The organism is Allobosea sp. CER48, assembly GCF_044752385.1.
GTDB lineage: Bacteria > Pseudomonadota > Alphaproteobacteria > Rhizobiales > Beijerinckiaceae > Allobosea.
In genome coordinates, this window is the sequence record NZ_JBIWYK010000018.1 from 1 (window position 1) to 16124 (window position 16124).

At 66.9% G+C, this 16124-nt stretch carries 19 protein-coding genes; 3 read left to right on the forward strand and 16 right to left on the reverse strand.

Annotated elements, in window-relative coordinates:
• Positions 1-3: 3 nt before the first annotated feature.
• The 3 genes from ACIPIA_RS01660 to ACIPIA_RS01670 all read right to left on the reverse strand — a co-directional run bounded on the left by ACIPIA_RS01660 (position 4) and on the right by ACIPIA_RS01670 (position 2105).
• Positions 4-234, reverse strand: a complete 231-nt coding sequence (locus ACIPIA_RS01660; RefSeq protein WP_400506036.1) for a hypothetical protein — start codon at positions 232-234, stop codon at positions 4-6.
• Positions 235-405: 171 nt separating this feature from the next.
• Positions 406-1425, reverse strand: a complete 1020-nt coding sequence (gene ilvC / locus ACIPIA_RS01665; protein WP_400506038.1) for a ketol-acid reductoisomerase — start codon at positions 1423-1425, stop codon at positions 406-408.
• Positions 1426-1439: 14 nt separating this feature from the next.
• Positions 1440-2105, reverse strand: coding sequence for a TetR/AcrR family transcriptional regulator C-terminal domain-containing protein (locus tag ACIPIA_RS01670; protein ID WP_400506040.1), 666 nt, complete (start codon positions 2103-2105; stop codon positions 1440-1442).
• Positions 2106-2246: 141 nt separating this feature from the next.
• On the opposite strand from ACIPIA_RS01670, the gene ACIPIA_RS01675 reads away from it, so the two are divergent.
• Entirely contained in the window at positions 2247-2792 is a 546-nt protein-coding gene (locus ACIPIA_RS01675; protein WP_400506042.1) for a DUF924 family protein, read from the forward strand.
• A gap of 3 nt (positions 2793-2795) precedes the next feature.
• On the opposite strand, the gene ACIPIA_RS01680 is transcribed toward ACIPIA_RS01675, so the two are convergent.
• The 5 genes from ACIPIA_RS01680 to ACIPIA_RS01700 all read right to left on the reverse strand — a co-directional run bounded on the left by ACIPIA_RS01680 (position 2796) and on the right by ACIPIA_RS01700 (position 6905).
• The gene (locus ACIPIA_RS01680) at positions 2796-3017 is read right to left on the reverse strand and encodes a hypothetical protein (RefSeq protein WP_400506044.1); all 222 of its coding nucleotides are present in this window, start codon (positions 3015-3017) and stop codon (positions 2796-2798) included.
• A gap of 2 nt (positions 3018-3019) precedes the next feature.
• On the reverse strand, positions 3020-3562 hold the full coding sequence (ilvN, locus tag ACIPIA_RS01685) for an acetolactate synthase small subunit (protein WP_400506046.1): 543 nt from the start codon (positions 3560-3562) through the stop codon (positions 3020-3022).
• Positions 3563-3608: 46 nt separating this feature from the next.
• Complete coding sequence (locus ACIPIA_RS01690; RefSeq protein ID WP_400506048.1) at positions 3609-4292, reverse strand: glutathione S-transferase family protein; 684 nt, start codon at positions 4290-4292, stop codon at positions 3609-3611.
• Complete coding sequence (locus ACIPIA_RS01695) at positions 4289-4999, reverse strand: aspartate/glutamate racemase family protein (protein WP_400506050.1); 711 nt, start codon at positions 4997-4999, stop codon at positions 4289-4291. The genes ACIPIA_RS01690 and ACIPIA_RS01695 overlap by 4 nt, the downstream gene beginning before the upstream one ends.
• Before the next feature lie 142 nt (positions 5000-5141).
• Positions 5142-6905, reverse strand: a complete 1764-nt coding sequence (locus ACIPIA_RS01700; RefSeq protein ID WP_400506052.1) for an acetolactate synthase 3 large subunit — start codon at positions 6903-6905, stop codon at positions 5142-5144.
• A gap of 329 nt (positions 6906-7234) precedes the next feature.
• Here ACIPIA_RS01700 and ACIPIA_RS01705 point away from each other — a divergent pair, with 329 nt between their 5' ends.
• Complete coding sequence (locus ACIPIA_RS01705) at positions 7235-8701, forward strand: GGDEF domain-containing protein (protein WP_400506054.1); 1467 nt, start codon at positions 7235-7237, stop codon at positions 8699-8701.
• On the opposite strand, the gene miaA is transcribed toward ACIPIA_RS01705, so the two are convergent.
• Positions 8702-9643: a tRNA (adenosine(37)-N6)-dimethylallyltransferase MiaA gene (gene miaA, locus ACIPIA_RS01710; protein WP_400506071.1), complete on the reverse strand. Its 942-nt coding sequence runs from the start codon at positions 9641-9643 to the stop codon at positions 8702-8704.
• Between miaA and serB the strand changes: the two genes are divergently transcribed.
• Positions 9642-10526 carry a phosphoserine phosphatase SerB gene (serB, locus tag ACIPIA_RS01715; RefSeq protein WP_400506055.1) on the forward strand — a complete coding sequence of 295 codons (885 nt, stop codon included), beginning with the start codon at positions 9642-9644 and terminating at the stop codon, positions 10524-10526. The two genes, miaA and serB, sit on opposite strands and share 2 nt — an antisense overlap.
• Here the strand turns inward: serB and ACIPIA_RS01720 are convergent, their stop codons facing one another.
• The 7 genes from ACIPIA_RS01720 to ACIPIA_RS01750 all read right to left on the reverse strand — a co-directional run.
• A complete protein-coding gene (locus ACIPIA_RS01720; protein ID WP_400506057.1) occupies positions 10527-10868 on the reverse strand; it encodes a DHCW motif cupin fold protein in 342 nt (113 codons plus the stop codon).
• Between the two features lie 163 nt (positions 10869-11031).
• Complete coding sequence (locus tag ACIPIA_RS01725) at positions 11032-12549, reverse strand: DegQ family serine endoprotease (protein ID WP_400506059.1); 1518 nt, start codon at positions 12547-12549, stop codon at positions 11032-11034.
• 133 nt (positions 12550-12682) lie between these two features.
• The gene (locus ACIPIA_RS01730) at positions 12683-12874 is read right to left on the reverse strand and encodes a DUF2065 domain-containing protein (RefSeq protein ID WP_400506061.1); all 192 of its coding nucleotides are present in this window, start codon (positions 12872-12874) and stop codon (positions 12683-12685) included.
• An 18-nt stretch (positions 12875-12892) separates the two neighbouring features.
• Positions 12893-13828, reverse strand: coding sequence for a protease modulator HflC (gene hflC / locus ACIPIA_RS01735; protein WP_400506063.1), 936 nt, complete (start codon positions 13826-13828; stop codon positions 12893-12895).
• Positions 13825-14985 carry an FtsH protease activity modulator HflK gene (gene hflK / locus ACIPIA_RS01740; RefSeq protein WP_400506065.1) on the reverse strand — a complete coding sequence of 387 codons (1161 nt, stop codon included), beginning with the start codon at positions 14983-14985 and terminating at the stop codon, positions 13825-13827. Before hflK ends, hflC begins: the two co-directional genes overlap by 4 nt.
• Before the next feature lie 154 nt (positions 14986-15139).
• A complete protein-coding gene (locus ACIPIA_RS01745) occupies positions 15140-15655 on the reverse strand; it encodes a dihydrofolate reductase (protein WP_400506067.1) in 516 nt (171 codons plus the stop codon).
• A gap of 4 nt (positions 15656-15659) precedes the next feature.
• On the reverse strand, positions 15660-16124 hold a 465-nt coding region (locus ACIPIA_RS01750; protein ID WP_400506069.1), incomplete at its 5' end, for a GNAT family N-acetyltransferase.

Here is a 16124-nt window from a genome sequence, read left to right on the forward strand (position 1 = left end):
ACGTCAGTAGACGAGCATTTCCACCGCTATCCATGCCACTACGGCTAGCATCAACCCGCCGATCAGGACCATCAGCACCGGGCGGCCCAGGAAGCCCTGCCGCGCCTCTACAGGGGTCTCCACCGCCGGATCTGCGTCGCTGTGATCATCCGCGCGCAGCGGCGGCAGCGGGTCGCCACCGCGCAGCTTCTCCAGATCCGCTTCGGGCATTCTGGGCCGGGTATCGACCGTCATGACCGTCTCCTCGGTGTTTCGCCGGCCTTTCGGCCATGCACCGCAAGAGGAACGCGCGGCCGCCGGCAGAGTTCCGGCTTCAAACGCAACGGGCGGCGGCCTTTCGGCCACCGCCCGTTCGATGATCAGCCCCGCCGGCAAGACGCCGGCGGGAAGCCCGAGCGAAACCGCTCAGTTCTTGGACTTGTCGACCAGGGCCTTGGCCTTGATCCACGGCATCATGTCGCGGAGCTTGGCGCCGACTTCCTCGATCGGGTGAGCGGCGTAGCGGGCGCGGGTCGCCTTGAACGAGGTCTGGTTGACCTTGTTCTCCAGCATCCAGTCGCGGGTGAACTTGCCCGACTGGATGTCGCTCAGCACGCGCTTCATCTCGGCCTTGGTCTCGGCGGTGATGATCCGCGGGCCGGTGACGTACTCGCCGTATTCGGCGGTGTTCGAGATCGAGTAGTTCATGTTGGCGATGCCGCCCTCATAGATGAGGTCGACGATCAGCTTCACCTCGTGGAGGCACTCGAAATAGGCCATCTCGGGGGCGTAGCCGGCCTCGGTCAGCGTCTCGTAGCCGGCCTTGATCAGCTCGACGAGGCCGCCGCAAAGCACGACCTGCTCGCCGAAGAGATCGGTCTCGCACTCTTCCTTGAAGGTCGTCTCGATGATGCCGGCGCGGCCGCCGCCATTGGCCGAGGCGTAGGACAGGCCGAGGTCATGGGCGTTGCCGGTCGCGTCCTGGTGGATCGCGATCAGGGTCGGCACGCCGCCGCCGCGCTGATACTCGGAGCGGACGGTGTGGCCGGGGCCCTTCGGGGCGACCATCAGCACATCGAGGTCCTTGCGCGGCTCGATCAGGTTGAAGTGGACGTTGAGGCCGTGCGCGAACAGGAGGGCGGCGCCTTCCTTCATGTTGGCGTGCAGTTCGTCACGATAGATGTCGCCCTGCAGCTCGTCGGGGGTCAGCATCATCATGATGTCGGAGACCTTGGCGGCCTCGGACGGGGTCATCACCTTGAAGCCGGCCTCTTCGGCCTTCTTGCGCGTGGCCGAGCCGGCCTTGAGCGCGATGATGATCTCCTTGACGCCGGAATCGCGCAGGTTGAGCGCATGGGCATGGCCCTGCGAACCGTAGCCGACGATGCAGACCTTCTTGCCCTTGATCAGGTTGATGTCGGCATCACGATCGTAATAGACGCGCATGGGTGTCTCCTTTGTCACGCGTTGTTCGTCTTCCGGCCCGGATCGTTCTGCGCCGTGCCGTAGAGGGTGAGGAACTGCTCGGTCGCACGCTCCGCGTCGCGCGCGATTTCGGCCCGGCTGAGCGTCAGCGTATCGCCGAGCAGCAGCCGGATCTGGACGTCGCGGCCGGCGAGGCCGAAGAAGGTGCGGAAGGCTGTCTCCGTATCGTCGAAGGTGATCAGGCCCGCTTCGCGGCCTGCATCCAGCACGGGCTTCAGCCGCTCACCGATGGCGAAGCGGCCATTGGCCAGCACGATAGAACCGAGATTGCCGTCGCGCGACGCCGCCTGGCTGACGGCGACGCGGTTGAGCGCGATCGAGGTCGGGCTCGAGATCACGTCCAGCCAGTTCGCGGCGAAACCTTTCAGGCTTTCGCGCAGCGTCCCGACATCGAGAGTCTGCCTGTCGTAGTTGCCGGCCCTCACCTTCGAGGCCTGCCACTGCACCGTCGCGGTCAGCAGGCCGTCGCGGTCGCCGAACCACTTGTACAGCGTTTCCTTGGAGCAGCTCGCGCGCCGGGCCACCGCCGTCATGGTGAGGCCGCTGCCCTTCTCGACCATCAGGCTCAGCACGGCGTCGAGCACGGCCTGCTGGCGCGCTGTGAGCGCCTCGCCTTGCGTCTCTGCCGGGGGCTGCGTCATGGGCTCGGGGTATCCAGTACCGTACGTTACGGTTCCGTCATCTAGCCCAGCCGCACAGAGCGAGCAAGCGATTTTCGGGCTGGCGGCAGACGATGGAAGAATTATCTCTCGGGCTCGATCGCCTGAAGAACGGAGCCGTCCATGACCCTGCCCAGCGCCGCCGATGTCGTTGCCTTCTGGCGTGAGGCCGGCCCCGATAAATGGTTCGCCAAGGACGAGGCGTTCGATGCCGAGATCACGCGCCGTTTCCTGGCCGCGCATGAGGCTGCGGCGGCCGGCCAGCTCGGCGCCTGGGAAGCCGCGCCGGAGGGCGTCTACGCGTTGCTGATCCTGCTCGACCAGTTCCCGCGCAACATGTTCCGCGGCAGCGCGCGCGCCTTCGCCACGGACGCCACAGCCGTCGGGGTGGCCGAGCGTGCTATCGCACGCGGATTCGACGGAGCCTATGAGGCGCCGGAGAAGCGCTTCTTCTATATGCCCTTCATGCACTCCGAGGAGCTCGTGCATCAGGAGCGCTGCATCGCGCTCTGCGCTGCAGCGGCCGATCCCGAAGGCGTGAGATACGCCGAGATTCACCGCGACATCATCCGCGACTTCGGCCGCTTTCCCCACCGCAACCCGGTGCTGGGACGCGACACGACGCCGCTGGAGAAGGCCTTCCTCGACAAGGGCGGCTTCAGCGGCTGAGGCTCAGCCGCCCTGCTGGCTCGCCATCCGCTGCAGGACGATCGCGGCGACCGTCAGCAGGAAGCCCGTCCACCACAGCGGCGAGCGCATGCTCTTGCCGCTGCCGAGCGGCTCGCCCTGCGCCCGCCCGGTCAGGCGCATGAGCACCGGCCCGGCCAGGCAGGCGAAGCCGACAAGGCCGAGCCCGAGCGCGATCAGGCTGAGCGTTTCGGGCCTGAACGCCATGGTCACATCGCCTCGGGGCCGCGGCTCATCGCGGCGATGCCGGTGCGGGAGACTTCGGTCAGGCCGACCACCGTCATCAGCTTGATGAAGCGCTCGATCTCCTCGGTCGAGCCGGTCAGCTCGAAGACGAAGGAGGTCAGCGAGGCGTCGAGCGTGCGCGCGCCGAAGGCAGAGGCCAGGCGCATCGCCTCGACGCGGTGGTCGCCCTTGCCGACGACCTTGACCAGCGCGAGCTCTCGTTCCAGCGCCTCACCCTGCTCGGTCAGGTCGACAACGCGATGGACGGGCACCAGCCGGTCGAGATGCGCCTTGATCTGGTCGATGACGCTGGCGGTGCCCGAGGTCACGACCGTGATGCGCGAGAGATGCTTCTCATGCTCGGTCTCGGAAACGGTAAGGCTCTCGATGTTGTAGCCGCGCCCCGAGAACAGCCCCGCGATGCGGGCAAGAACGCCCGGTTCGTTGTCGACGATCACCGCCAGGGTGTGGCGCGCGACGGGCTGGGACTTCGGAGCGTTCGGGTAGTGGGTAGCGGGCTTCGACATGACGGACCTGTAGGCGGGTTGGAGCGGAAGACGATGAGAGGAAAGCTCAGGAATGGCGGAGATCGACGAGCGCGGGTTCGTCGATCTCGTCCTGGGCTACGATCCAGGACTCGTCGAGCGCGGCGGCAAGCCATTCGCGATAGGCGGGCATCGCGAGAACGGCCCGCATGTAATCCTGCGAGGCCGGATCGACGGCGATGCCGTAGGTGTCGAGGCGAGTGACCACCGGCGCATACATAGCGTCCGCCGCCGAGAAGGCTCCGTACAGGAAAGGCCCTTCCCCGCCGAAGCGCTCGCGCGCCTGGCGCCAGAGCGCGGTGATGCGCTCGACGTCGCGGGCGACGCCCGGCCCCCTGTCGCGGGCCGGGAAGCGCTTGCCGATATTCATCGGGCAGGCACTGCGCAGTGCCGTGAAGCCTGCATGCATCTCGCCGGAAATGGCGCGCGCATGGGCGCGCGCTTCCCGCCCCCGCGGCCAGATCCCGGCCTCGGGATGGGCGTCATGCAGATACTCGCAGATGGCGAGCGTCTCCCAGACGGCCACATCCCCGTCGATCAGCGTCGGCACGGTGCCGCCGCTGCCCGGAGCCGCGGCCTCGATCGCGGCCTTGAAGCCGGGCTCGTCGAGCGGGATCAGTTTCTCGGTGAAGCAGATGCCCTTGACCCGCATCAGCAGCCAGGCCCGCAGCGACCAGGACGAGTAGCATTTGTTGCCGATGAGCAGCTTCATGCCGCCACGCTCTCGGTTTCGCTGGCGAAATCAAGCGCCGCCGCGACATGCAGCGCAGTGGTGTCGAAGACCGGGACCGGGAAGTCCGCCTGCGAGACCAGCAGCGTGATCTCCGTGCAGCCGAGGATGACGCCGTCGGCGCCCTCCTCCCGCACCGCCCGTTCGACGACGGCACGGTAGCGCTCGCGCGAGGCCGGTTCGACGCGGCCGCGGCAGAGCTCCTCGTAGATGATGCGATGCACCTCGTCCCGCTCCTGCGGCTCCGGAACCAGAGCCTCGACGCCGAAAGCCCTGAGCCGGTCGCGATAGAAGGCCTGTTCCATGGTGAAGCGCGTCGCCAGCAAGAGCGGCCGGCGCGCGCCGGAAACCAGGATCGCGCGAGCCGTCACATCGGCGAGATGCAGGAAAGGCAGCCTGGTCGCGCCGGTGATCTGGTCGGCGACCTTGTGCATCGTGTTGGTGCAGAGCACGAGGCAGGAAGCGCCGGCGCGCTCCAGCCGGCGCCCGCTCTCGGCCAGCACGGCCCCCGCTGCCGCCCAGTCGCCCTGCGCCTGCATCTCGGCGATCGGTGCGAAGTCGACCGAATGCAGCAACAGGTCGGCCGAGTGCAGCCCGCCCGCACGTGCCCGCACGCCCTCGTTCAGCAGCCGGTAGTAGACGGCGGTCGACTCCCAGCTCATCCCGCCGATCAGACCGATGGTGGCCATGATGTCCTAGCCCATTTCTCTAGGTCATTCCGGGCGCGCAGAGAAGCGGACACCCGGGATCCATTCCGGAACGGTTCGGGAATGGATCCCGGATCGGATCGCTGCTGCGGCCTGTCCGGGATGACGGCTACAGGATTCGACCTCAGACGAGCTGCTTGCCCTTGGCGTCGATGATCTGTCCGGTGTCGCCCTCGAAATCGGGCAGGATCATCTCGTTATGGGCCTTGCCCGACGGGATCATCGGGAAGCAGTTCTCTTCCTTGGCGACGATGCAGTCGAAGATCACCGGCTTCGGCGTGTCGATCATCTCCATGATCGCGTCGTCGAGCTTGGCCGGGTCGTCGCAGCGGATGCCATGGCCGCCATAGGCCTCGGCCAGCTTCACGAAGTCCGGCAGGGACTGCGAATAGCTCTCCGAGTAGCGTCCGCCATGCAGCAGCTCCTGCCACTGGCGCACCATGCCCATGTACTCGTTGTTGAGGATGAAGATCTTCACCGGCAGGCGGTACTGCACCGCCGTCGACATCTCCTGCATGTTCATCAGGATCGAGGCCTCGCCGGCGATGTCGATGACCAGAGCCTTCGGGTTCTTCATCTGCACGCCGATCGCCGCCGGCAGGCCGTAGCCCATGGTTCCGAGCCCGCCCGAGGTCATCCAGCGGTTCGGCTCCTGGAAGTGAAAGTGCTGCGCCGCCCACATCTGGTGCTGGCCGACTTCGGTCGTGATGTAGGGATCGCGATCCTTGGTCAGCTGGTAGAGCCGCTCGATGGCGTATTGCGGCTTGATGATCGTGTCCGAGTGCTTGTAAGCGAGGCTCTTGCGGCCGCGCCAGCCCTCGATCTGCGTCCACCAGGCGGCGAGCGCGGTCTTGTCGACCTGCGCGCCGGTCTCGCGCCAGATCCGGACCATGTCCTCGAGCACATGGGCGCAGTCGCCGACGATGCCGATATCGACCTTGACCGTCTTGTTGATCGAGGACGGGTCGATGTCGATATGGATCTTCTTCGAGCGCGGCGAGAAGCCGTCGATGCGGCCGGTGATGCGGTCGTCGAAGCGCGCGCCGATATTGATCATGACGTCGCAGTCATGCATGGCGAGGTTCGCCTCGTAGGTTCCGTGCATGCCGAGCATGCCGAGCCACTGCTTGTCGGCCGCCGGGAATGCGCCGAGCCCCATCAGCGTCGAGGTGACCGGGTAGCCGGTGAGGCGCGCCAGCTCGCGCAGCAGCGCCGATGCATGCGGCCCGGAATTGATGACGCCGCCGCCGGTGTAGAACACCGGCTTCTTGGCGCCGGCGATCAGCTCGACCGCCGCCTTGATCTTGGCGAGGTCGCCCTTGACCACCGGGCGATAGGTCTTGTGCTGGTTGTCGCGCGGGCGGCTGTAGGTGCCGGTCGCGAACTGGATGTCCTTGGGGATGTCGATCACGACCGGGCCCGGACGCCCGTTCGCGGCGACATAGAACGCCTCGTGCAGGATGCGCGGCAGGTCGTGGATGCTCTTCACCAGGTAGTTGTGCTTGGTACAGGAGCGGGTGATGCCGACCGTATCGCATTCCTGGAAGGCGTCGGAGCCGATCAGATGCGTCGGCACCTGGCCGGTGATCACGACGAGCGGGATCGAGTCGAGCAGCGCGTCGGTCAGGCCGGTCACGGCATTGGTCGCGCCCGGGCCGGAGGTGACGAGCACGCAGCCGACCTTGCCGGCGCCGGAACGGGCGTAGCCCTCGGCGGCGTGGACCGCGCCCTGCTCGTGCCGGACGAGCACGTGCTTGACTTTCTCCTGCTGGAAGATGGCGTCGTAGATCGGGAGTACGGCGCCGCCCGGATAACCGAACAGGTGCTCGACACCCTGGTCCTGAAGCGCGCGGACGACCATCTCGGCGCCGGTCATCATCTCGCTCATTACGCTCTCCTGAGGCTGATCTTCTGGTCTGTCTTGGAATTCAGGCAATAAAAAAGGCCCTCGGAGGGGCCTGGGCGTGCGCTGGCGTCGGGGACGCCCGGTTGTTAAACCGGCCCCTACCAGCGCACCTCTACGATAATAAGCTTGCGCATCGCGCTCATGGTCCTTGGCGGAAGTTGCGGGAACGCTAGCGGAGAGTGCCCCGCCGGTCAAGCGGCAACGACATGGTTAATCGCAGCTCTGCGGAACCCCCGCGAATCCGGTGCCGCAGCGGAACGATTTTTCAATCCGTCGCTCCCTAGTATCCGCGCGCTCGAACCGGGACGGACATGTACTACGAAGTCCACAGCGAGAACATCGCGGCACGCAGCCACGCCACGCAGATCGCCGAGATCCTGCAGAGGTTTTCCCTGCACGGACGCGGGGACGGCTCGGTTGCCTATGAAGAGCTCGCCGCCGAGCTGCTCCCCCTGTTCGGTAAGGATCTGATGATCCTGGAGCCGACCGGCGACGGCGATTATCGCTGGCTGCATTTCGGCCGGGAGATCGTGCGCTACTCCGGCGCGACCCGCCTCGGCCAGCTCGTCTCCGGGATGCGCCCGCAAGTCGCCCGCTTCACGATCGGCAGCCTCGACCAGGCCCTGGTCGAGGACCGGCCCCTCTACACCGTGCATCGATCGCACAGCACGGTGCGGGTCGCGCTCTGGGAGCGCCTTCTCCTGCCGACCATCGCGCGCGACGGTCGCCGCTTCGTCATCGCCTTCAGCCGGCCGCTGCAGTTCCGTGAGGATCTGCTGAACGCCGTGCTCGAAACCTCGCCCAGCGGGATCGTGGCGCTGCGCGCCATCCGCGACCATGCCAACCGCATCGAGCAGGTCGTGATCGTCACCGCCAATCGCCGCGCCTCCGAGCTCAGCGGCCGCCCGGATATCGAGCTGCTCGACACGGACGGGCGCGAGAGCCTGCCCTTCCTTTCCGATCCCATGATCTGGCAGCGCTGCCTCTATGCGATGAGCCTTCAGCGCGCGGACATGCTGGAGACCTCCTTCACCCAGCAGGGCAAGACCATCTGGCTGCGCATCGCCATCGCGCCGCTCGGCGACGGGCTCCTGCTGACGCTCACCGACATCACAGACCTGACCGTCGCGAACCAGACCCTGCAGTCGCGCGCCGCGACGCTGGCACTGGAGATCGGCCGGGAGCGGGCGACGCGCCGGGCGCTGTCCGAGGAGATCGGGCACCGGGAAGAGCGCGAGCGCGAACTTCGCCGCCTGGCGGAAACCGACCCGCTGACAGCTCTGCTCAATCGCCGCTCCTTCACCGAGAAGGCGAATGCCGCGATCACGGCGAGCGAAGCCGAAGGGTCCGAGATCGCGCTGATCATCGTCGACCTCGATCATTTCAAGCAGGTCAACGACAGCTACGGCCATCCGGCCGGCGATGCCGTGATCCGCGCCTTCGCCGACCTACTGCTCGGCCAGTTCCGCAACGAGCACAATCTCGTCGGCCGGTTTGGCGGCGAGGAGTTCGGTATCCTGCTGCAAGGCTGCGACCTCGCCTCCGCGGCAGCGAGCGCACGCCAGATTCAGGATGCGCTCCTGACCCGTTCCATGCCGGTCTCCGAGACGCTCGCGCTGAACGTGACCGCGAGCCTCGGCATCGCCGCGCGCCACGCCGGCGAGTCCCTTGCCTCGCTGACGGCGCGTGCCGACCAGGCGCTCTACCGGGCCAAGAATGAAGGCCGCAACCGGCTGGGCCTTGCCGCGCCGCCGGAAGCCGTCGCGGCGGCGGCCTGATCAGATCGCAAGTTCCGCGCAGGCAGTCTTCAGCGCCTCGGCGGGCGCGACTGCCCGCCACCCCGTCATCTGATGACGGAACCACGTCACCTGCCGCTTGGCATAGGCGCGCGTATCGGCCTGTCCGCGCCGGATCGCGTCGTCCAGCGACATCTCGCCATCGAGATGGGCGATCAGCCCGGGCACGCCATGGGCGCGCATGATCGGCAGCAGCGGGTCGAGCCCGCGCGCCTTCAGCCGCGCGACTTCATCGAGGGCACCTGCCGCGATCATCGTCTCGAAGCGCCGGTCGATCTGCTGCCGGACGAGCTCGCGCTCCGGCTGGATGAACAGCCGGAGCAGCCCGCCCTCGCCCAGTGGCCCCGGCTCGCGTTCACCGTGGAAGCTCGCCAGCGAACGCCCCGTCGCGCGGAAGATCTCGAGCGCCCGCATGATCCGCATCCGATCGCTCGGCCGCAGCCGCTCGGCCATCAGCGGATCGCTGGCAGCAAGCTCGGCATGCAGCGCAACCGTATCGAGCCCGTCGGCATGAGCGCGGAACGAAGTCCGCACGTCGTCGGGCACCGCCGGCATCGCCGAGAAGCCCTCGGTCACGGCCTTGAAATAGAGCCCGGTGCCACCGACCAGGATCGGCAGCGAGCCGCTTGACCGCAACGCGTCGAGCAGCTTCGCCAAATCCTCGGCATAGCGCATCGCGGAGTAGTTCACGGCACCGTCGACATGGCCGTAGAGGCGGTGCGGCACCATCGCCTCCTCGGCCTCGCTCGGCCGCGCCGTCAGGATGCGCAGATCGGCATAGACCTGCATGGAATCCGCATTGACCACGGTGCCGCCGGTCCGGCGCGCGATCTCGATCGCCAGTGCGGACTTGCCGCTGGCGGTCGGACCTGCGATGAGCACCGCCCTGACCTGTCCTTCAGCCTGATCCACCGGTCCTCGCATGCTCGTCGCCACACTCGTTTCCGCCCACGGCCAGGCGCTGGTCGGCGAGACTCTTCTTGCCCGCCTCGCCCGCATTCCGGGCGCCGTCCGCACCGCCCCGCTCGACGGCACGGTCGCTGCCGACCTCTTCGCGGAAGCCGCCGATGCACGCAAGCTCGAAGCCGATGTTCGTGCAGTGCTAGAGGGGGCTCCGATCGACGTCATCGTCCAGCCGGCGGCGACACGCCGCAAGGCGCTGTTCCTCGCCGACATGGACTCGACGATGATCGGCCAGGAATGCATCGACGAGCTCGCGGCGGTCGTCGGGCTGAAGGAGCATGTCGCCGCGATCACCGAGCGCGCCATGCGCGGCGAGATCGAGTTCGAGCCGGCGCTGCGCGAACGCGTCGCGCTGCTGAAGGGCGTGCCCCTCTCGGTCGTCGACGAGATCATCCGGGACCACATCACGCTGACGCCAGGCGGGAGCGCGCTCGTCCGCACCATGCGCGCCAACGGCTCCTATACCGCGCTCGTCTCGGGCGGCTTCACCGTGTTCACCGGCCCGATCAGCGCGACGATCGGCTTCGACGAGCACCGTTCCAACATTCTGCTGGCCGATGGCGGAATCCTGCGCGGCGAGGTCTCCAATCCGATTCTCGGCAAGCAGGCCAAGCTAGACGCGCTGGTCGAGCTGCGCGCTCGCCTCAAGTTGGCACCGGAGCAGACGCTCGCGGTGGGCGACGGCGCCAACGACCTCGCCATGCTTGGCGAAGCGGGGCTCGGCATCGCCTTCCGCGCCAAACCGGCTGTCGCTTCCGCAGCGGACGCCAGGCTCGACCATGCCGATCTCACCGCGCTGCTCTATGCCCAGGGCTACACCGGCAGCGAGATCGTCCGCGCCTGATCAGTCTACGATGAAGAGCTTGGCGCCGGTCTTCGTCGCGGAGCGATGAGCTTCGGCTCCATCCGCAACCTGGTAGCTCATGCCCGACTTCAGCGGCAGCACGCGCCCGTCGGCGAGCGTGGTCTCCATCTCGCCTTCCAGACACAGGATGATGTGCCCCTTGGAGCACCAGTGGTCCGCGACGTAGCCGGGCGAGTACTCGACCATGCGGACGCGGATGCGGTTCTCCTCAGGCCCGAAATACTGCACGCGCCAGATCGCTTCGCCGCTGTCGCCGGCATGCCGCTCGGTCGGAATCGTCGACCAGTCGGTGGTGACGAATGGAATGTCGCTGATCTTCATCGCTCTCTCCGGGCACCCCGACGTCCGGAGCCGCATCTTGGAGCTCTAGCCCTGATCAAGCGCACCGCGCCAGAGCGCCCAGCACGCCGCCGTTCTGCAGTCCCGGCATGAAAAAGGGCGGCCCTGGCGGGCCGCCCTCGGCATTCTGAAGATGTCGAGCGTCTCAGTTCATCGAAACGGCGACGAAGCGAACCTCGCCCTGGCCGTTCGAAACGAGCAGGAGGGCAGATTTCTTGCCCTCCTTCTTGAGAGCGTCGAGGCGCTTTGTCACATCCTGCGGCGCGTTCACCGGCTCCTGGCCGACCTCGACGATAAGCTCGCCGACGAGGATGCGCTTGTCGGCGGCGTTCGAGTTGGCGTCGACCTTGGTGATGACCACGCCCTTCAGACCGTCCTTGATCGAATAGCGCTTCCTGAGCTCGTCCGTCTGCGGGGAGAACTCGAGGCCGAGCGCGGCGGTCACGGCAGGCTTCGCGGGCTCGGCCGTCGGCCTGTTGGCCGCAGCCGTCTGAACCTTCTCGCCATCCTCGAGACGGCCGAGCTTGACCGTCTTGATTTCTTCCTTGCCCTTGCGGATCACCGCGATCGGCACGTCCTTGCCGACAGGGGTCGCCGCGACGATGCGCGGCAGATCGCGCGAATCCTTCACGTCCTTGCCGTCGAACTTGACGATGACGTCGCCGGTCTCGAGACCGGCCGGCTTGGCCGGTCCCTTCTCGTCGATGCCGGCGACGAGAGCGCCGCGCGCCGTGCCCAGGCCCAATGCCTCGGCGGTGGCGTCATCGACCGTCTGGATGCGCACGCCGAGCCAGCCGCGCCGGGTCTCGCCGAACTCCTTGAGCTGGTCGACGACATTGGTCGCCAGCGTCGAGGGCACCGCGAAGCCGATGCCGACCGAACCACCGGTCGGCGACAGGATCGCGGTGTTGATGCCGATGACCTCGCCTGCCATGTTGAACAGCGGGCCACCGGAGTTGCCCTTGTTGATGGCTGCGTCGGTCTGGATATAGGTGTCGTACGGGCCCTGGCTGATGTCGCGGTTGCGGGCCGAGACGATGCCCGACGAGACCGAGCCGCCGAGGCCGAACGGGTTGCCGATCGCCATGACCGGGTCGCCGATCCGCATCTTGTCGGAATCGCCGAACTTGACCGCCGGCAGAGGCTTGTCGTGCTTCACGCGCAGCACGGCGAGGTCGACCTTGCTGTCCTTGCCGATCACCTCGGCCTTCAGCCGCAGGCCATCGTTGAAGATCACCGTGATCTCGTTGGCGTCGCCGATGACGTGGTTGTTGGTGACCACGATACCCGACGGATCGACGACGAAGCCGGAACCGGCCGACTGCGATCGGCGCTGCTGCGGCGCCTGACGCTCGCCCTGCTGGTTGCGGCGGTTGAAGAACTCCTCGAACAGATCGCCGAAGGGCGTATCGGGGCCGAGCTGCGGCAGCTGCGGCAGGTTGCGGCCCTTCTGATCGTTGGTGGTGACTGCCGAGATGTTGACCACCGCCGGCATGACCTTGTCGACAAGGTCGGCGAGCGAGGTCTGCCCTTGCAGCAGCGGTGTGTTGGCCTGCGCATGCCCCGGCGTCAGCACCGGCGAGGCCAGCAGCGCAAGGCCGGCGACACCGGCGGCAAGAGCGATGCGGACAGGCCGGGCTGCGGGAACGGTTTTCGATGCCATATGGGTCCTCGTGTCGGAAAGGTGCGGGCCGATCGATGCAGGCAGGCGCGCCCGTTGATTGAACTCCGAAATGCGGCAGAAGGGCGACGCACGATCATGTCATCGAACACGATCATGTGGCCGCCCTGTTATTCTACCAGCTGCCGCGCGCGAACCATACCAGGAACACGCCCAGCACCGCCGAGCCGAGACCGATGAGCCGCATCCGGTCCGGCGGAGTTTCCGCCGCGCTGCGGAGGGCATCCTTCGCCAGATGCGGGATTGCGGCGAAGAGGATGCCCTCGATAGCGAAGACCAGGCCGAGCGCCGCGACAAAATCAAGCATTCGCGTCGCTCGCCATGATCAGGGCCGGGCCGGCGCAGGCGTTGCAGGCGTCGCCGGAGCGGCGGCCTGGCCATCCTGACGCTGCGCATTCGGTCCGTTGAAGTAACGGAAGAACGGCGAATCCGGCGTCAGGACCATCCGGGTATCTCCCGGCTTGATGCTCGCCTCATAGGCCTGCATCGAGCGGTAGAAGGAGAAGAACTCCGGATCCTTGCCGAAGACTTCGGCGAAGACCTTGTTGCGTTCGGCCTCGCCCTCGCCGCGGATCACGTCCGAGCGCTGCTGGGCCTCGGCGACGACGACGGTTGCGTCCCTGTCGGCCCGCGCGCGGATCTCCTGCGCCTGCTGGCCGCCGAGCGCGCGTGCTTCCGCCGCCTCGCGCTGACGTTCGGTCTGCATCCGCTGGAACACCGCTGCCGAGTTCGCCGCCGGCAGATCGACGCGCCGCAGCCGGACATCGACGACGGTCATGCCGAAGCGGGCGGCCTCGCGGTTCACGTCGTCGCGGATGCGGTTCATCAGCCGCGAGCGCTCGGTGCGCACCATCGCCGTAAAGGTTGCTTCCGCCAGCACCGAGCGGACATTGCCGTTCACGATCGAGGCGAGCTGCGAGTTGGCCCGCGGGATGTTGTTGACCGCCTGGTAGAAGCGCAGCGGATCGGAGATGCGATAGCGCGTGAAGGCATCGACCACGAGACGCTTCTGGTCCGAGGCGATGATTTCCTGCGCCGGCAGGTCGAGATCGAGGATGCGGTTGTCGAGCAGCGTCACCGTCTCGATTGGCGCGAACCACTTGAAGTAGAGGCCGGGCGCCGTCTTGACCGCGCGCACGGCGCCGAGCCGGAGTACGATCGCCGACTGCGTCTGCGAGACCACGAAGGTGCAGGCATAGAGCACGACTGCGACGGCGGCGACGACGACCAGCAGCGCCGCGCGAAGGAAGGAGCCGTTCATCGGTTGGCCCCTCCCTGCTGGCGGTTGCCTTGGACCGGTCGGCCCGAGTTCAGCTGGTCGAGCGGCAGGTATGGCACCACGCCCGGTCCGCCGGAGGGATTGTCGAGGATGATCTTGTCGGTACCGCCCATCACGCGTTCCATCGTCTCCAGGAAGAGACGCTCGCGCGTCACGGCCGGAGCGTTCTTGTACTGCTCATAGACCGCGCTGAAGCGGCTCGCCTGACCGCGCGCTTCGGCGACGGTCTGCTCCTTGAAGGCTTCCGCCGCCTGGACGAGCTGGGCCGCCCGGCCACGCGATTCCGGCACGACGCGGTTTGCATAGGTCTGCGCCTCATTGCGCAGGCGCTCCTGGTCGGCGCGCGCCGCCTGGACGTCGCGGAAGGCGTCGATGACCTGCTGCGGCGGGTCGACCTTCTGCAACTGGACGAGGCGGATCTGCACGCCGGCATTGTAGCCGTTGAGGGTCTCCTGCATCAGCTGGCGCACCTCGGTCTCGATCGCGCCGCGATCGGTGGTGAGCACCGGCTGGATGTTGCGACGGCCGATGATCTCGCGCATCGCGCTCTCGGCAACCGCCTTCACGGTGCCGGCCGGATCCTGGATGTTGAAGACGTAGTTCTCGGGCGCGGCAGGGTCGATCTGCCACTGCACGATGAAATCGATGTCGACGATGTTCTCGTCACCGGTGAGCATCAGGCTCTCTTCGGTGACGTCGGTCTGGCGCGAGGTGCGCACGGCCTCGACCGTACGGAAGCCGACCTCGGTGGTGATCACGTTCGTCACCTGCGGCTTGATCACGTTGCCGATCGGATAAGGCCAGTTCCAGTTGGCGCCCTCGCCGGTCTTGCCCGCGAAGCGGCCGAACACGACGTTGAGGCCGACCTCGTTGGGCCGCACGAAATAAATGCCGGAGCCGAGCCAGATCAGCACGAGCGCCAGCAGGCCGAGCACGAGGCCGCGCCCGCCGATATTGCCGCCCGGGACCAGGTTCTTCAGCCGGTCCTGGCTGCGCCGCAGAATCTCCTCGAGATCGGGCGGATTGCCGTTGCCTCCGCCTGAACCGCCGCCCCAGGGGCCGCCTCCGCCGCTACCTCCGCGCTGGCCCCAGGGTCCACCCCCGCCGCTGCCACCGCCGCTCTGATTGCTCCAAGGCATTCCCGAGCCGTTCCCTTCCGTTCTATCGAGGCCGAGCCATAGGCGAATAGCGGCCGCTTGTCAGCGTCTTCGGCCGAAGACGCTGGGCTGAGTTGGTCATGGGCCATGGATTCGTCAACGGCGCAAGCCATTCATCGTGAACGGAAAGCGGCGATCAGCCGCGCCGGCGGTAGGTGACGAAGGTATAGGGATACTCGTTGTCCGCATCTGCCGGGTGGTGCTCGTTCGCTCCGGCGTCAAAGGCGCCGCGTTCCCAGTCCGGAAAAAGCGCGTCGCCAGCGGGCTTGGCATGGACGTGCGTGAGCTCGAGCCGTTCGGCGAAAGGCAGCGCCTGCCGATACACCTCCGCACCACCGGCGACCGTGACCGAATCCGCTCCGCTCTTCGCTGCGACGTCCTGGCCGGCGGCCAGCGCCTCGTCGAGCGAATGCACGACCCTGACTCCGTCGGGCGCGAAGCCGGTATCGCGCGTCAATACGATGATCTCGCGCCCCGGAAGCGGCTTTCCGATCGAGAGAAAGGTCTTTCGCCCCATCAGCACGGGACGGCCCATCGTCAGGCCGCGAAAGCGCTTGAGATCGGTCCTGAGCCGCCAGATCAGCCGGTTATCGTCGCCGATCACGTTGTTGTCGGCAACAGCCGCGATCACCACGATCGGGCGCTTCGTCATGTCGTCAACCCTCCGCGCCCAATCGCCTGAGCGCCTCGCCCTCCAGCCTCTTCACCGTCCACTCGTCCTGCGCCTTGGCACCGATCGAGCGATAGAAAACGCGCGAAGGCTCGTTCCAGTTCAGCACCCACCAGGCCAGGCGCGGCAGCTTCTCTGCGACGCAACGCCGCGCCAGCCCCGCGATCAACCCCTTGCCGATGCCGCGCCCGCGCTGGCCGGGGCGCACATACAGGTCCTCCAGCCAGATGCCATGGCGGCCGGAGAAGGTCGAATAGGTGTAGAACCACACGGCAAAACCGACCGGTTCGCCGTCCCATTCGGCGATATCGCAGAAGGTCTTCGGATTCGGCCCGAACAGCGCCGCGTCGATCTCGGCCTCTGTCGCGACCACCTCGTGCAGCAGCTTCTCGTACTCCGCCAGTTCCTTGATGAACGTCAGGACGAGTCCGGCCTCGCCGGGCCGGGCGGA